The organism is Microbacterium sp. Leaf161 (assembly GCF_001423645.1).
GTDB classification, from domain to species: Bacteria; Actinomycetota; Actinomycetes; order Actinomycetales; family Microbacteriaceae; genus Microbacterium; species Microbacterium forte.
On record NZ_LMOW01000002.1, the window covers coordinates 158818 to 174111 of the forward strand.

Annotated in this window: 15 protein-coding genes; 9 read left to right on the forward strand and 6 right to left on the reverse strand. The window is 67.8% G+C overall.

Translation table 11 applies throughout. The features are described from left to right. Positions 1-79: 79 nt before the first annotated feature. Both ASF87_RS13430 and ASF87_RS13435 read left to right on the forward strand, forming a co-directional pair. A complete protein-coding gene (locus ASF87_RS13430) occupies positions 80-937 on the forward strand; it encodes a hypothetical protein (protein WP_056376603.1) in 858 nt (285 codons plus the stop codon). Beyond that, the gene (locus ASF87_RS13435; protein WP_056376604.1) at positions 930-1259 is read left to right on the forward strand and encodes a transcriptional regulator; all 330 of its coding nucleotides are present in this window, start codon (positions 930-932) and stop codon (positions 1257-1259) included. Before ASF87_RS13430 ends, ASF87_RS13435 begins: the two co-directional genes overlap by 8 nt. A 7-nt stretch (positions 1260-1266) precedes the next feature. Here ASF87_RS13435 and ASF87_RS13440 read toward each other — a convergent pair whose 3' ends face one another. Further along, entirely contained in the window at positions 1267-2271 is a 1005-nt protein-coding gene (locus tag ASF87_RS13440; RefSeq protein ID WP_157550112.1) for an isopenicillin N synthase family dioxygenase, read from the reverse strand. Positions 2272-2429: 158 nt separating this feature from the next. Between ASF87_RS13440 and efeU the strand changes: the two genes are divergently transcribed. Genes efeU through efeB form a run of 3 tightly spaced genes read left to right on the forward strand, consistent with a single transcriptional unit; the run spans position 2430 to position 5945 of the window. Continuing rightward, positions 2430-3380 (forward strand): iron uptake transporter permease EfeU, encoded by a 951-nt coding sequence (efeU, locus tag ASF87_RS13445; RefSeq protein WP_157550113.1) that lies wholly within the window; start codon positions 2430-2432, stop codon positions 3378-3380. Beyond that, positions 3377-4609: an iron uptake system protein EfeO gene (efeO, locus tag ASF87_RS13450; protein ID WP_056376607.1), complete on the forward strand. Its 1233-nt coding sequence runs from the start codon at positions 3377-3379 to the stop codon at positions 4607-4609. The genes efeU and efeO overlap by 4 nt, the downstream gene beginning before the upstream one ends. 46 nt (positions 4610-4655) lie before the next feature. Next, a complete protein-coding gene (gene efeB, locus ASF87_RS13455; RefSeq protein ID WP_056377023.1) occupies positions 4656-5945 on the forward strand; it encodes an iron uptake transporter deferrochelatase/peroxidase subunit in 1290 nt (429 codons plus the stop codon). 16 nt (positions 5946-5961) lie between these two features. Here the strand turns inward: efeB and ASF87_RS13460 are convergent, their stop codons facing one another. Further along, positions 5962-6825, reverse strand: coding sequence for a serine hydrolase domain-containing protein (locus ASF87_RS13460; protein WP_056376608.1), 864 nt, complete (start codon positions 6823-6825; stop codon positions 5962-5964). After that, positions 6822-7979: an acyltransferase family protein gene (locus tag ASF87_RS13465; protein WP_042541796.1), complete on the reverse strand. Its 1158-nt coding sequence runs from the start codon at positions 7977-7979 to the stop codon at positions 6822-6824. Before ASF87_RS13465 ends, ASF87_RS13460 begins: the two co-directional genes overlap by 4 nt. Before the next feature lie 109 nt (positions 7980-8088). On the opposite strand from ASF87_RS13465, the gene ASF87_RS13470 reads away from it, so the two are divergent. The 3 genes from ASF87_RS13470 (at position 8089) to ASF87_RS13480 (ending at position 11392) form a co-directional block, all read left to right on the forward strand. Beyond that, positions 8089-9312, forward strand: coding sequence for an LLM class flavin-dependent oxidoreductase (locus ASF87_RS13470; protein ID WP_056377024.1), 1224 nt, complete (start codon positions 8089-8091; stop codon positions 9310-9312). Between the two features lies 1 nt (position 9313). Then, complete coding sequence (locus ASF87_RS13475) at positions 9314-9958, forward strand: FMN reductase (protein ID WP_042541795.1); 645 nt, start codon at positions 9314-9316, stop codon at positions 9956-9958. Between the two features lie 81 nt (positions 9959-10039). Then, the gene (locus ASF87_RS13480; RefSeq protein ID WP_056376609.1) at positions 10040-11392 is read left to right on the forward strand and encodes an FAD-binding oxidoreductase; all 1353 of its coding nucleotides are present in this window, start codon (positions 10040-10042) and stop codon (positions 11390-11392) included. Between the two features lie 70 nt (positions 11393-11462). On the opposite strand, the gene ASF87_RS13485 is transcribed toward ASF87_RS13480, so the two are convergent. Together ASF87_RS13485 and ASF87_RS13490 are read right to left on the reverse strand one after the other, a co-directional pair. Continuing rightward, positions 11463-12158, reverse strand: a complete 696-nt coding sequence (locus ASF87_RS13485; RefSeq protein ID WP_056376610.1) for a response regulator — start codon at positions 12156-12158, stop codon at positions 11463-11465. Next, a complete protein-coding gene (locus ASF87_RS13490; protein ID WP_056376611.1) occupies positions 12155-13435 on the reverse strand; it encodes a sensor histidine kinase in 1281 nt (426 codons plus the stop codon). Before ASF87_RS13490 ends, ASF87_RS13485 begins: the two co-directional genes overlap by 4 nt. A gap of 160 nt (positions 13436-13595) precedes the next feature. Between ASF87_RS13490 and ASF87_RS13495 the strand changes: the two genes are divergently transcribed. Beyond that, positions 13596-15035, forward strand: coding sequence for a cation:dicarboxylate symporter family transporter (locus ASF87_RS13495; RefSeq protein ID WP_056377026.1), 1440 nt, complete (start codon positions 13596-13598; stop codon positions 15033-15035). Between the two features lie 53 nt (positions 15036-15088). On the opposite strand, the gene ASF87_RS17795 is transcribed toward ASF87_RS13495, so the two are convergent. Next, positions 15089-15265 carry a DUF5302 domain-containing protein gene (locus ASF87_RS17795; protein ID WP_091232420.1) on the reverse strand — a complete coding sequence of 59 codons (177 nt, stop codon included), beginning with the start codon at positions 15263-15265 and terminating at the stop codon, positions 15089-15091. Positions 15266-15294: the final 29 nt, after the last annotated feature.

Sequence of the window (15294 nt, forward strand, 5' to 3'; positions counted from 1 at the left end):
TGTTCCAGGGGTTGACCTCGCGCCAGCTTTCCCGTAGGAAAGTAAGAAGCTTTCCAAATGGAAAGCGCGAGGGGGCATCATGGAGCAGAAACCTGTCGACGGCTACGAGGTGCTCGCGCCTCCCAGTGCCGACATCGCTCAGAGATATCTCGATGAGGCGGCAGCGGTCGCCACGCGTCGCGAACGCACGGTGGACCGTCGAGCACTGGCATGGCTGCAGATCGTCAATGCCGTGGCGACAGCGGCGTATCTGGCGGTGTTGGCGTTCGCCCTCCGGGCCGACAGCGTGCTCGCGTCACAGACCATCGTCTTCAGCTTCCTCCTGTGGGTTCAGCTCGCGAGTGGCATGGCGCAGCGCAGCGGCATGCAGCGCCGCCCCTCGTGGTCGAAGTGGCCGGCGCTGCTCGCGGGCGGTCTGCTCGTCGCCACGGCGCTCGTCGTCTTCGGCTTCGCCGTCTGGGCGCCGGGCTTCCCAGCCATCGGGGTGCTGATCCCACCCGCACTCGTCCTGGTGGGCTTGGGTGGCTACGGAGCAGTGCAGCTCGCTCGTGCGTCCGGCGACGTCCGTCCGCCGCGCTCGCACCCACAGCCACTTTCGCGCGTCATTCGTTGGGGGACGATCCTCGTCGGCGTCGCGCTCGGGGTGCTCATGACGCTCGCGTCGGCGCCGGACGGAGTGCTCGCGAGTGTTCTGGTCATGCTCGTCCTGCTGATGCTGTTCATCTGGATGTTCGCGTTCAGCAGCGATCTCGGGCTTCCTGCGATCGGCGCATCCTGGCGATGGCCGCATCTGGCGATTTTCGCGGTCGCGGTCTCGGCGCTCTCCGGGGCCGTGCTGCTTCCCGTTCCCCTCGACGCGGGAGCGCTGGCGGGGGCCGCGGTGATCATCCTGTTCGTCGCCGTCTCCTTCGTCCCCGGGCGGGATCTCCGTGACTGAGTCGCCGCCGGCGCCGCATCCGCGCACCCGGCTCGACGACAACTTCGCGTCACCGATCCGCTTCTCGCTGATGGCCTCGCTCGGGGAGGGCATCGAATTGGACTTCGCGACGCTCCGCGAGATCCTCCAGTGCGGAGACTCCCCGCTGAGCAAGGCCATCACGCACCTGCAGGCGGCGGGGTATGTCGTCGCCCGCAAGGGCAATCTCGGCAGTCGTCCGCGCACCTGGGTGTATTCGACCGCGACGGGACGAGCGGCCTTCGCCGGCCACCTCCAGGCGCTGCGCGAGATCGTCGCGCTCGGAGGCGGCCCGGCGCTGTAGCCGGTGGTCAGGCCTTCGTGGCGACCAGGTCCGGGTGGTGGATCGCAGCGACATCGGGGTGGGCGCGCAGCCGTGACTTCATGGCGTTCTCCCCGTACGTCGCGTGGATCGGATTGCTCGGGTCCTCGGTGATGCCGGTCGCCTCTGCAGCGAGATCAGCCGGAAGGTGGAGGAGCGGCAGCTGCTGGTCGAGCGCCGGATTGAAGAAGAACGGGATCGAGATGCGCTCCTCCGGTGCCCTGGGGGAGATCACGCGGTGGTTTGTCGCTTTGAGATAGCCACCGGTCGCGTACTCCAGCAGTTCCCCGATGTTGACGACGAACGCGCCGGGAACGGGCGGAGCAGACACCCACTCGCCGTTCCGCTCCACCTGCAGTCCACCCTTGCCCGGCTCGACCCAGAGCAGCGTGAGCACGCCGGAGTCCTTGTGGGCGCCGACGCCCTGCTGGGGCTCCGGCTCATGAGTGCCCGGGTAGCGGACGATCTTGATGAGCGTCGAGGGGTCACGGAAGGGCTCGTCGAAGTACGACTCCTCCGCTCCGAGCGTCACCGCCCAGGCGCGCAGCAGCTTGTGCGCGACCTCGGTCAAAGTGTCGTGCCATTCGGTGACGACCGCCTTGAGCTCGGGCTGGGCCTCGGGCCAGAGGTTCGGGCCGGTGAGGCGGTTGAAAGCGGGTCCGCCCTCGATGGGTTCGCGCTCGGGGCCGATGTCGATCTGCTCGCGCCAGTCGATCTTGCCCTGCGTGCGTTCGCCGCCGACTCGGGTGTATCCGCGAAAGTGGGGGCTGTTGACGTTCTCGATCGCGAGCTTGTCCTGTTCGGGCAGCGCGAAGAAGTCGAGCGCGGCCCGGTGCAGGCGAGCTTCGAGCTCGGGGGAGACCCCCGTGCCCGTCAGGTAGAAGAAGCCCACATCGTGTGTCGCTGCACGCAGTTCGTCCCGGAACCGTGCCGCGGCCTCGGGGCCGGCATCGAGCTGGGACAGGTCGAGGATGGGAAGGGAGAGATCAGCCATGCATCGAGCGTAAATCGGTCGCGAGGTGCGCGGTCGAGTGTTGCGTCGCATTACTCCCACCGGTTCGAGCACGTGAATGAGGCGACCGCGATCTGGTGATAACCTCTCTGAGGTAAGGGATGCCTTACCTCAGTCTTTTCTCAGAGAGTCTCCATTCCGTGCTCGCAACGTTCCTGATCGGTCTTCGCGAAGGCCTCGAGGCCGCTCTCGTCGTCGGCATCCTCGTCGCCTACCTCCGCCGTCTCGGGCGCAGTGACGCTCTGCCGAGGCTCTGGGCCGGTGTGGGGCTGGCGATCGCCCTCGCTCTGGGCATCGGCGCGGTCCTCACCTTCGGCGCCTACTCGCTCACGTTCGAGGCACAGGAGCTCATCGGAGGCCTTCTCTCGCTGCTCGCGGTGGGCATGGTCACCTGGATGATCTTCTGGATGCAGAAGGCCGGGCGCACCATGAAGGCGACCCTCGAAGGCGGACTCGATCGTGCTCTCACGAACGGAGGCCTGTGGGCGCTGATCGCGATCGGCTTCGTCTCCGTGGCCAGGGAGGGGATCGAGACGACCCTGCTCCTGTGGTCGATGGTCCAGTCCTTCGGAAACGCCCCCTCCGCCCTGCTCGGGGCGATGCTCGGTCTCGTCGTCGCCGTCGTGATCGGATGGCTGCTCGCCCGCGGTGCCGTCCGACTCGACCTCCGCCGGTTCTTCACCTGGACGAGTGGCTTCCTCGTGATCGTCGCGGCCGGCGTCCTGGCATACGCGATCATGGACCTGCAGGAGGCAGGTGCCCTGCCCGGCCCCTTCACCTCCGCGGCTCCCATCGACGCCGTCACCGGCGCCGTGGCGCTCGGCTGGGCGGCGTTCCCGTTCGGATGGGCGTTCGACGTGACGAACGTGATCGCCCCGGACGGAGCATGGGCCACCATCCTGCAGGCGACCGTCGGCTTCATGCCGCGGATGACGTGGCTTCAGGTGACGGCCTGGACCGTCTACCTCGTCGTCGTCGGATTCTTCTTCGTCCGCGGGCTGCGTTCCCGTCGGCCGACCACGCCTCGCTCGTCCACGTCCGCAGACCGCGACGTCTCGACTCCCACTCTCACCCAGCAAGGAGCAGCATGACCACCTCTCGCCGAATCCTCGGTACTGTCGCCGCAGCCGGCGCGGCAGCACTCGTTCTCAGTGGCTGTGTCGCCAAGAGCGATGTCGCAGCAGGCGCCGCGTTCGACGTCTCGTCGACCGACTCCGAGTGCGCGGTCTCTGCGACGACTGCCGAGAGCGGCACCCTGACGTTCGATGTGACGAACGACAGTGGCCAGACCTCGGAGTTCTACCTGCTCGCCGACGACGGACTGCGCATCGTGGGCGAGGTCGAGAACATCGCGCCGTCCGCCTCCCGCACACTCACCGTGGTGGCGCAACCGGGCAAGTACTTCACCCTGTGCAAGCCGGGAATGATCGGCGAGGGCGTCGGCAAGTCGGAGTTCACGGTGACCGGAGACCGCGTCGCGGTCGAGGGTGAGGATGCCGACCAGAAGCAGCAGGCCGTCGACCTGTACGCGGCGTTCGTGAAGGACCAGGTCGGACAGCTCGTGCCGTCCGTCGACGAGTTCGTCGCCGCCTACGAGTCGGGCGACGACGAGACCGCTCGCGCGCTCTTCCCGCAGACTCGGGCCTTCTACGAGCGCATCGAGCCCGTCGCCGAGGCTCTCGGCACCCTCGATCCTCGCATCGACTACCGAGAGGTCGATGCTGTGGCCGAGGGTCTCGACTGGACCGGCTTCCACCGCATCGAGAAGGACCTCTGGGTGCCGGCGCAGGACGCCCTCAACGCCGACGGCGAGACGCCGGCCTGGCAGGACTGGGCGCCCTCGACGACCGAGGAGCGCGCCGGTTACGGTGACCAGCTGCTCGCAGACGTTCAGGAGCTCTACGACTACGTGCACTCCGACGAGTTCACGACCGCTCTGGACGACCAGGGGATCGGCGGGATCTCGAACGGTGCGATCGCGCTGCTCGACGAGGTCGCGACCGGCAAGATCTCCGGAGAAGAGGACTGGTGGTCGGGAACCGACCTCTACGACTTCGCGGCCAACGTCGAGGGCTCCAAGATGGCCTTCTCCCTCGTGCAGGACTTCGCCACCGCGCAGGGCGATGACGGCGCCGCGCTCGTCACCGAGATCCAGGACGGATACGCGGCTCTCGACGAGTCGCTGGCAGCGCACGGTTCGCTCGAGGCAGGCTTCGTCGGTTACGCGGAGCTGACCGACGCCGACAAGCGCGAGTTCACCGACCTCATCAACGCTCTCGCCGAGCCGCTGTCGCAGCTCACCGGCACAGTCCTCGACTGATTCGAAGGGGACGATCCCGCCCGTGAACGAACGCGCGAACGATGCCGTGGCTGCCGACTCCGCGCCGGAGTCGGCAGCCACGGCATCCCCATCAGCGGGTCTCAGCCGACGCGGGCTTCTCGGCCTCGCGATCGGCGGGGGAGTCGCCTCCCTCGCGGTGGGGGTGGGCGGCGGACTGGCCGGCGGCGTGGCCCTCGGCCGCGCAAGGGCCGAGGCGGATGCGCAGATCGCCTACGAGTTCTTCGGCGCGCACCAGGCGGGGATCACGACTCCGGTGCAGGAGCATCTGCACTTCGCGTCGTTCGACATGATGCCGCGGACTGATCGTGACGACCTGATCACGTTGCTGCAGGACTGGACGTATGCGGCGTCGCGAATGACCAAGGGCCTCGAGGTGAGCGCCACGGGCGCAGTCGGGGGCGACGCCGAGGTGCCGCCCGATGACACCGGTGAAGCTCTCGGCCTCCCTGTCGCCGGTCTCACGATCACGTTCGGCTTCGGGCCCAGCCTGTTCGAGAACGAGGACGGCGACCGTTTCGGAATCGCCGCACGCCGCCCGCAGAAGCTCGAGAGGCTGCCCGCTTTCCTGGGCGACGACCTCGACCCGCAGGCCTCGCACGGCGATCTCTGCATCCAGGCCTGCGCAGATGACCCGCAGGTCGCGGTGCACGCGATCCGCAACCTCAGTCGCATCGCCTTCGGGCGTGCTCGGCTCCGCTGGTCGCAGCTCGGTTTCGGCAAGACCTCCCGCACCACCTCCGCCCAGGCGACCCCGCGCAACCTGTTCGGATTCAAGGACGGCACGGCGAACATCCTCGCCGATGACGCCGCCGCGCTCGACGCGAACGTGTGGGTCGGCGCATCGGATGAGCCCGCATGGCTGACGGGAGGCTCGTACCTCGTCGCGCGGAAGATCGCGATGCTGATCGAGACCTGGGATCGGGTGCGGCTCTCGGAGCAGAACACGATCGTGGGTCGTGACAAGGGCGAGGGGGCGCCGCTGTCGGGCGGCGACGAGTTCACCGCACCGGACTTCGGTTCGTCTGCGATAGACCGGAACGCGCACGTGCGGCTCGCGCATCCGGATCAGAACGACGGCATCCGCATCCTTCGCCGCGGGTTCAACTACGTCAACGGCAACAACGATCTCGGCCGCCTCGACGCGGGACTCTTCTTCCTGTCGTATCAGCGCGATCCGTCGCAGTTCATCTCTCTGCAGCGACGCCTGTCGACCGACCGCATGAACGAGTACATCAGGCACGTCGGCTCGGGCGTCTGGGCGATCCCGGCCGGGGCGAAGCCCGGATCGTACGTCGGCGCCGGGCTCTTCGCCTGACGGACGCGGAACGCGGTCAGGCGCTGAGCGTCTCAGCCACGAACGCCGACATGACGTCTGCGCCGAAGTGGTCGTCAGCGGTGATGGTCACGACGGCATCGCCGGAGAAGATCAGCAGCTGCCCGTAGGCGCCGTGCAGGCGCCAGGCCGCGCCCGGGCCGTCCCATCCCGACAGCGCGTAGCGCTCGTAACCGGGGTTCTGGCCCGCCGTCACCCAATCGGCGTGCATCGCGTCGATGAGGGCGGCGGAGACGAGATGCCTCCCCTCCCATTCGCCGCGATCGCGGATCAGTCGGCCCAGGCGTGCCATCTCCTCGGTGCGCAGGGCGATGCCGCTGCCGCCGACGATTCGGCCGCGCGGGCACCGCTCCCACTCGAGGTCGTCGATGCCGAGAGGCGCGAGCAGCCGCGGTCGCAGGTAGTCGACGATGTCGCCGACTCGTGTCGCGAGCACGGCCATGGCCGTGTAGGTGCTCGCGTTCGAGTACTGGAAGACGTGACCACGCGACGGGCGCGAGAGGAACTCGCGCGCGAGGTCGGGCCAGTCGGTCATCATGGTCTCCGACCAGGGGAGGTCGATTCCGCTCGACATCGAGAGCAGGCGTCGGAGCGTGATCCGATCGACGCCGTCTCCGAGCGGGAGATCCGGGACGTACTCGGCGATCGGAGCGTCGAGCGACACGAGACCCTCGTCGGCGGCGATTCCGGCCGCGAGGACGCATACGCCCTTCGCCACTGAGTGGATCTCCTCGCGGACGTCAGCGGTCCACCGGTGCTCTGCGACGTCGGCTCCCACCAGAACGTGAAGCCCGTGGGCTCCGAATCCCGAGGCATCCGCGTGGTCCACCAGGCGGTCGCGGATCGTCTCGGCTCGGGTCACTCCTTCAGGCTAGCCGCTGCCCCCTGGCGCGGCCGACGGGACCCGGTCGGGTCGCTGCGGTGGCCTTCGCGTCGAGCGAGCTCAGGATCGCGGAAGAGCCACTGCGGGCGGGGCTCGACCAGAGGACGGAAGAGCCAGCGCACCGGCTTCGTCGCGAGAGCGAGGGCAAGGACCACAGACAACAGGGTCACGAGCGGCAGCCACAGCCACGTCGGATCGAGATCGCGCAGCACGCCGGACTCGCGGAACGGGTAGAGCACGAACGAGTGCAGCAGGAACACGTACATCGTGTACTGGCCGAATCTCGTCCACCAGTATGTGCGTCGGGGGATCAGGGCGAAGAACGCGGCGCTCAGGAGCACCGCCAGCAGCATCAGCGCGATGCGCACGCCGCCGGCCCACCACTGCTCTCCTCCGAGGTCCGCGTACGCATCCTCGTAGAACAGCCAGTGGCGCAGGTCGATCTCTTTCCAGAGGTCTATCCAATGCCAGGCGGCGAAGCCGGCCGCGCCGAGCAGGGCGACACTGGCGACGCGGGTCCACCAGGGACGCGTCTCCAGCAGACGGAGGCGTGCGACCACGTCGCGCTCGCGCAGCCACCATCCGAAAGCGAAGAAGGGCAGCAGGCCGAGTGTGCGCGACAGCGAGAACGTGCTGTCGACGTTGGGGAGGTAGCCGACCCCGACTGAGATGATCACCGTCCACAGCAGCGGCCAGCGCAGCAGCGCGAGGTAAGGGAGTACGAGGCGGAAGATGCCGAGTGCGAGCAAGAACCACAGCGTCCACGAGGGCTTTGTGAGGTTTGGGTCGGCCTGACCCTCGACCAGCCACTTCGTCAGAGTCCACAGGAGTTCGAAGATGACATAGGGGAGCAGGATGTCGGTGATCACGCGCGCCATCTGGACTCGCGTCGGCGACCCGGACTTCGAGAAGTAGCCGGAGATGATCGCGAAGGCGGGCATGTGGAAGGCATAGAGCGCGAGATACGCCGCCAGCGCGATGTCCGAATCGTACGTGAGACGCTGGATGGCGTGACCGAGGACCACCAGGACGATGCAGGCGTAGCGGGCGTTGTCCCAGAACGGGACGCGCTTGCGAGGCTTCTGGACGGATCCGGTGGCGGGGTTCGTCGTGGCGGCTCCGTCGCTGTGCATCCTCTGAGGCTACTCGGGGAATAAAGTTGTCCGCATCGCGTTGACTCAGATACATTCAAATGAATAGAACCGGATGCAGGGCACCCGATTCGGAGAAGACGGAGCAATCATGAGCGAGCAGGCAGGCGTCCCGGTGCAGTTCGGCATCATGTCGGTCAGCGACATCACCCGCGACCCGACCACCGGCGAGACGCCGAGTGAGCAGGAGCGGATCAAGGCGACACTGGCGATCGCCAAGCACAGCGAAGAGGTCGGTCTCGACGTCTTCGCGATCGGCGAGCACCACAACCCGCCCTTCTGGTCGTCGAGTCCCACGACCTTCCTCGCCGCACTCGCGGCGCAGACGGAGCGTCTGATCGTCTCGACGTCGACCACGCTCATCACGACCAACGACCCCGTGCGCATCGCCGAGGAGTACGCGATGCTGCAGCACGTCTCCGACGGCCGCATGGACCTCATGCTCGGCCGCGGCAACACCGGACCGGTCTACCCCTGGTTCGGCCAGGACATCAGGCAGGGTCTCCCGCTCGCGATCGAGAACTACGCCCTGCTGCACAAGCTGTGGCGTGAGGACGTCGTGAACTGGGAGGGCAAGTTCCGCACCCCGCTGCAGGGCTTCACCTCGACGCCGCGCCCCCTCGACGGGGTCGCACCGTTCGTGTGGCACGGATCGATCCGCACACCCGAGATCGCGGAGCAGGCCGCGTATTACGGAGATGGCTTCTTCGCGAACAACATCTTCTGGCCCAAGGAGCACTACCAGCGTCTGATCGAGCTGTACCGTCAGCGCTACGCGCACTACGGCCACGGCACGCCCGAGCAGGCGATCGTCGGCCTCGGCGGCCAGGTCTTCATGGCGGCGAAGTCGCAGGACGCGGTGAACCAGTTCCGCCCGTACTTCGACAACGCCCCCGTGTACGGTCACGGACCGAGCATGGAGGACTTCACCGAGATGACTCCGCTGACGGTGGGTTCGCCTCAGCAGGTCATCGACCGCTATGCCGCGATGCGCGAGCACTACGGCGACTACCAGCGCCAGCTGTTCCTGATCGACCACGCGGGCCTTCCGCTGAAGACGGTGCTCGAGCAGCTCGACATCCTCGGCTCCGAGGTCGTGCCCGTGCTCCGCAAGGAGATGGCGAAGGACCGCCCGGCCGGCGTGCCGGATGCTCCCACGCACGCGGCACGGGTGAAGGCGGAGTTCGGCGACGGTCCGACGCGTCAGGCACGGCCCGGCGCCAACCGCGGCGACAACCTGACGGGTGACTCGCCCTATCAGGACTCTCCCGCTCCTGCGGGGGCAGCGTTCGGACTCAGCCGGAAGGGGGCCTGAGATGAGCACTCGTCGCATCGCAGTCGTATCCGCCGGGCTCTCGAATCCGTCCTCCACGCGGATGCTCGCGGATCGTCTGGCGGCGGAGACCGTGAAGTCCCTCGCCGGTCACGACATCCAGGCGAGCGTCGACGTGATCGAGCTGCGGGATTACGCGCACGACATCACGAACAACCTCCTCACCGGATTCGCGCCGCCCGCACTCGAGACCGCGATCAACACCGTGGTCTCGGCGGACGCGCTCATCGCCGTCACGCCGATCTTCTCGACGAGCTACAACGGTCTGTTCAAGTCGTTCATCGACGTGCTCGACCCTGATGCGCTCACGGGCAAGCCGGTGCTGATCGGAGCGAACGCCGGCACGGCTCGGCACTCGCTCGCGATCGACTACGCGATCCGACCGCTCTTCGCATACCTGCATGCCGACGCGGTCTCGACCGGCGTCTTCGCTGCATCCAGCGACTGGGGCGGGACTGGTGACGAGGTCGCTCCTCTCGCGAAGCGCGTCGAGAAGGGCGCGCGCGAGCTGGCCGAGGCGATCGCGAAGCGCGAGGTGGCTGCGACCGCCGACCCCTACGACCCTGCGACGTATCTCGGAGAGGGCCGATCCTTCGGTCACATGCTCGGCGGTCTCGCCGGAGAGTGATTCATCCCCGGCTCGACCGGGAAACGCGCACAGGGCCATGAGGCCGTAGACGATGTCCGTAGGGCGTCGTACGGTGACCTCATGGCCCTTCGCTCTGTGCTCGAATCCGCGCGGGATGCCCTGCGCGGCGATCTCATCCTTCCCGGCGACGAATCCTTCGAAGCCGCGCGCCGGCCCTGGAACCTGGCGATCGAACAGCATCCGGCGGGTGTTGCCGTGCCGGTCGATGTCGACGATCTGCGCACGCTTCTCCAAGCCGCCCGCGACGCGGGAGCGACGCTCTCGGTGCAGCCCACCGGTCACGGGGCCGCCGGAGATCTGGCCGACGCCGTCGTCGTCCGCATGGCCGCCTTCGACGAGCTGTCGGTCGACCTGGGTTCCGGCGTGGTCCGGGTCGGCAGCGGAGTCCGTTGGGGGGCGGTGGTCGAGGCGCTCGAAGGCACCGGCTGGGCGGCTCCTGCCGGTACGAGCCCCGTCGTCGCCGTCGCGGGGTACACCCTGGGCGGCGGCCATTCCTGGTTCAGCCGCACGGCAGGGCTGGGGTCCGACAACCTCAGGGCCGCGTGGGTGCTGCGCAGCGACGGGACCCGCGAGCGTGTCGATGACGACAGCGACCCCGAGCTGATGTGGGCGCTTCGCGGTGCCGGCGGCATCGTCGGAATCGTGACGGCACTCGAGATCGACCTGGTTCCCACCCCGGCGCTGTGGGGCACCGAGCTCACATTCGAGGCCGCAGACGCCGGGTCGGTGATGCGGGCTGTCCGAGACCTGTCCGCCGAGGCCCCGGCGTCACTCAACGTGTTCGTGAGCTCGATGCGCATGCCCGACGCTCCCCAGCTTCCCGAGGAGATACGAGGACGCAGCTTCCTCACCGTGCAGGCGCTGTCCACCGTCGGAGCCGCCGACGACCTGATCGAGCGCGTTCGGGGAGCCGGCACTGTTCGCCGTGAGGTGTCAGGGGCCACGTCGCCGAAGACCGTCGCCGCGTCGAGTGGGGAGCCCACCGAGCCGACGCCCGGCAAGGGCGTGTCGGCAGCGCTCTCGTCGCTCGACGACGCGACGATCGACGACCTCTTCCGCTTCCGCGGGCTGCCGGAGCAGTGGCCGATCATGGGCATCGACATCCGGATGCTCGGTGGCGTGCTGAACGAACCTCGACGGGCCGGGTTCGCGACGCTTCATGGGGTCGGCTGGCTCCTCCACGCCCTCGTACCCGTCTTCCCGGGGGTGCCGAGCGAACCCGGTGAGGCGAGCATGGCCGGCTTCCGGGACGTGCTGGCGAGGGCCACCGCACCGCAGACGGTCCCGACCTTCCTCGGCCCGGGCGAGACTCTCGAGCGGTGCGGTGATCCGGCGTCGATCGATCGCCTCCGCGACGTCAGGGCTGCCGCGGATCCCGAGTCGCTGATCCACGAGGGGCGGCTCCCGCGCTGACCGCGGTCCGTGCTCGCGGACGGATTCACGACCGACAGCGTGAGCGCCCGAGAACGGCGCCAGATCGACGTCAGTCCGCGTCGGTGCGTCGGATCCAGCGGTACTCCGTCTCGGGGCGGCCTCGCGCGCCGTAGCGGGCGCTGCGAGAGATGATGCCCGAATCCGTGAGATGCTCCAGATATCGCCGCACGGACACGCGCGACATCCCGAGCCGTGCGGCCGCCTCGCTCGCCGACACCGGGGCGCCCGAGGAACGCAGCTCGGAGGTCACCTTCTGCAGCGTGGCCGCTGAGAGGCCCTTGGGAATCGGGATGGTCCCGGTGGTGCGTCCGAGGAGCGCATCGATCTCGGCCTGGGTCGCCTCGCCGGCCGTCGAACGCGCCTGCTCCCGATACGTTCGATAGGCCGTGAGGCGCTCGTGGAACACCGCGAACGGGAACGGCTTCACGAGGTACTGGTACACCCCGAGGGCGGCCATCTGTCGCACGGTCGCGGCGTCGCGCACACCGGTGATGGCGATCACATCCACCGCCGCCGCACGGGCGCGGAGTCCGCGGAGCACGTCGATGCCGGAGCCGTCGGGCATCGTGATGTCGAGGAGCACGAGATCGAAGGGCTCGTCGGGTGGCTGTTCGAGCACCGCCGCGAGCGCGGCACGGGCCCCGGTGCACTCGCCGCCGACGACGAAACCGTCGATCCTCTCGAGATAGGAGCGATGGAGTTCGAGGGTCAGAGCGTCGTCGTCGACGATCAGGGTCCGGATCACGGTGTCCTCCGTCCTCGTACCGGCGGAAGGACGACGGTGAAAGTGGTCGGATGAGAGGTGAGATCCACGGAGCCGCCGGCCCCGACGACGACCGCCTCCACGAGGGCGAGCCCGACGCCCCGTCCCTGCGCGCCCGCCGGTTTCGTCGAGTACCCGTGGGTGAAGACCCGCTCGTGCAGCGCCGAGGGGATGCCGTCACCGCCGTCCGACACCTCGAGGACGATTCCCCCCTCCGCCGACGGCCGCAGCACGACCTCGACCCAGCGCTCGGCGCCCGCCGCTGCGGCATCCATGGCGTTGTCGATCAGGTTTCCGAGCACGGCGACGCTGTCGACGGGCGAGAGGGGCGACGCGGGGGTGTTCGGGTCGATGTGGACCCGCCAGTCGATCCCGCGCTCCCTGGCCTGCGACGCCTTGCCGAGCAGCAGGGCGCCCACGGCAGGATCGCCCGCCTGCCGTGCGGTCACCTGGTCGACGAGCGACTGGCTCTGGCGTGAGGTCTCGGTCAGGATCTCGATCGCCTCGTCGCTGCGTCCGAGCTCGAGAAGCGCGACGGCGGTGTGCATCCGATTCCCGTGCTCATGCGTCTGGGCGCGCAGAGCGTCTCCGAGTGTGCGCAGCGATTCGTACGACGAGACGGCGTCGCGCACCTTTCCCGGTGGCAGATCGCCGGCGATGCCTCGGGTGAATCGACGTGCGATCCAGGCGCCGAGGCCGCCCAGGGCGACCAGCCCGGCCGTGATGCCGATCGAGAGGGGCAGGCGGCGGATCAGGGTCTCGGAGATCGACTCGATCGTCACTCCGGACGACACCCATCCGACCAGGTCGTCGTCCTCGTCGACCACCGGCACGATGGTTCTCACAGACGGGCCGAGCGTGCCGGTGAAGACCTCGGTGAGCGTCCGTGGCGAATCCGGGATGGTGCCGAGGTAGTCACCGCCTATCTGGTCGAGATCAGGGTGGGTGAGTCGGAGGCCATCGGGCGCCATTATCGTCACGAAGTCCAGATCGGCGTTCGCGATCACGTCGAGTGCGTAGGGCTCGAGCACCCGGGTCGCTGCGTCCGGCTCCTGGGTCGCGAGTGCATCGATGACGAGGGGTGACGAGGCGAGCGACACCGATGTGGCCGCCGTCACACGCTCCGCTTCCGCGTGTGCACTGCGCTGCGCATCGACGACGAGGAACACGGCAACCAGTGCGCCGACCACGACGGCGGACGCGAGGAGCACCAGGAAGACCCGGGAAGCGATGCTCCTGGAGTCGCGGGCGGGTCTCATCGCGTCCTTCCGATCGTCGGTGATCGCGGAGCCGGCATATCGGTGGTGACCAATACGACCACAAATGGCGCTGCCGTGTGAAGTCCGCGACGGTGAGCTTACCGAAGGCGAGGGCGCCAGAGGGCATGAGACGAAGACGTTCATGATCAAGGAGGAAAACATGGCCATCACGACAGGGTTCTCGCTTCCCGGATTCCACTGGCGGCGCGGCAAGCAGGCGTGGGACAGGCACACATGGCTGTATGTCTCGGTGATCATCGCGGTCGTGCTCGGAGCGGCGGTCGGACTCATCTGGCCCGAGGTCGGTCAGAGTCTCGAACCGATCGGCAAGGGCTTCGTATCGCTCATCAAGATGATGATCGCGCCGATCATCTTCTGCACGATCGTCGTGGGCGTCGGCTCGATCGCGAAGGCCGCGACCGTGGGCAAGATCGGCGGACTCGCGCTGCTCTACTTCATGGTGATGTCGACGTTCGCGCTGGCGATCGGACTCGTGGTCGGCAACATCATCCACCCGGGTGCGGGCCTCGACATGGCGAACTCCAGCTACGACGCGACCGAGACCGAGGCGAAGACCACCACGGAGTTCATCCTCGGCATCATCCCGACGACCTTCTTCTCCGCCTTCACCGGCGAGAGCGTGCTGCAGGTGCTCTTCATCGCGTTGCTGGTCGGCTTCGCCCTCCAGGGGCTCGGCGACAAGGGCGCCCCGATCATGGATGCGGTCAAGAACCTGCAGAAGCTGGTGTTCCGCATCCTCGGCATGATCCTGTGGCTGGCGCCGCTCGGCGCGTTCGGAGCGATCGCGGCGGTCGTCGGGAAGACGGGCATCGCCGCCATCTGGAGCCTCGGGGTGCTGATGGTCGCGTTCTACATCACATGCATCCTGTTCATCGTGGTCGTTCTGGGGACGCTGCTCTATGCGGTGACCCGGGTGAACATCTTCAGCCTTGTGAAGTACCTCGCCCGCGAGTACCTGCTGATCGTGGGCACCTCGTCGTCGGAGTCCGCTCTTCCGCGTCTCATCGCGAAGATGGAGCACATCGGCGTCTCGAAGCCGGTCGTCGGGATCACGGTGCCCACCGGATACTCGTTCAACCTCGACGGCACGGCGATCTACCTGACCATGGCCTCGCTCTTCATCGCCACCGGTATGGGCCAGCCGATGACGATCGGCGAGCAGATCGGGCTGCTGGTGTTCATGATCATCGCGAGCAAGGGAGCCGCCGGTGTCACCGGGGCAGGACTCGCCACGCTCGCAGGCGGCCTGCAGGCGTACCGCCCTGATCTCGTCGACGGCGTCGGCGTGATCGTCGGCATCGACCGGTTCATGTCGGAGGGGCGCGCTCTGACAAACTTCACCGGCAACGCGGTCGCGACCCTGCTCATCGGCACCTGGACCCGCGAGATCGATCGCGAGCGGGTGCAGCGGGTGCTGAGCGGCGCACTGCCGTTCGAAGAGTCGTCGCTCGACGGTGTGGACGACCACGGGATGGCAGATGAGAGCAAGGCCGTCGACATCCAGGGTCTCAAGGAGTCGGCGCTCGATGAGATGGCCGCGAAGGAGGAGCGAGCGCGGGCTCGAGCAGCGCAGAACTGAGCAGGTAAGAGGGATGCGGGAGTCGACGATGGTCGGCTCCCGCATCCGTGTGGTCAACCGCTCTTGCGTCGGAACTCGCGCCGCGTCTGCGGGGCGGGCGCGCCGTGGACGGCGGAGTCGCCATCCAGGTGGGCTTCGCCCTGCCGGTGGTGCGCGTTCTTCTTCTCGAGCGCTTCCTTGAACTTGCGCTTCATCTCCTCGCTGGAGGAGGCGCCTTCTTCGGTGCTCATGTTCGCCAGCCTAGGGCACGCTCCTGACC

Excerpts from the sequence above, each read along its gene's own strand:
- ASF87_RS13430 (WP_056376603.1), top strand. The coding sequence starts at position 80 with ATGGAGCAGAAACCTGTCGACGGCTACGAGGTGCTCGCGCCTCCCAGT.
- ASF87_RS13440 (WP_157550112.1), bottom strand. The coding sequence starts at position 2,271 with ATGGCTGATCTCTCCCTTCCCATCCTCGACCTGTCCCAGCTCGATGCC.
- ASF87_RS13490 (WP_056376611.1), bottom strand. The coding sequence starts at position 13,435 with ATGAGACCCGCCCGCGACTCCAGGAGCATCGCTTCCCGGGTCTTCCTG.
- ASF87_RS13470 (WP_056377024.1), top strand. The coding sequence starts at position 8,089 with ATGAGCGAGCAGGCAGGCGTCCCGGTGCAGTTCGGCATCATGTCGGTC.
- ASF87_RS17795 (WP_091232420.1), bottom strand. The coding sequence starts at position 15,265 with ATGAGCACCGAAGAAGGCGCCTCCTCCAGCGAGGAGATGAAGCGCAAG.
- ASF87_RS13480 (WP_056376609.1), top strand. The coding sequence starts at position 10,040 with ATGGCCCTTCGCTCTGTGCTCGAATCCGCGCGGGATGCCCTGCGCGGC.
- ASF87_RS13495 (WP_056377026.1), top strand. The coding sequence starts at position 13,596 with ATGGCCATCACGACAGGGTTCTCGCTTCCCGGATTCCACTGGCGGCGC.
- ASF87_RS13465 (WP_042541796.1), bottom strand. The coding sequence starts at position 7,979 with ATGCACAGCGACGGAGCCGCCACGACGAACCCCGCCACCGGATCCGTC.
- ASF87_RS13475 (WP_042541795.1), top strand. The coding sequence starts at position 9,314 with ATGAGCACTCGTCGCATCGCAGTCGTATCCGCCGGGCTCTCGAATCCG.
- efeO (WP_056376607.1), top strand. The coding sequence starts at position 3,377 with ATGACCACCTCTCGCCGAATCCTCGGTACTGTCGCCGCAGCCGGCGCG.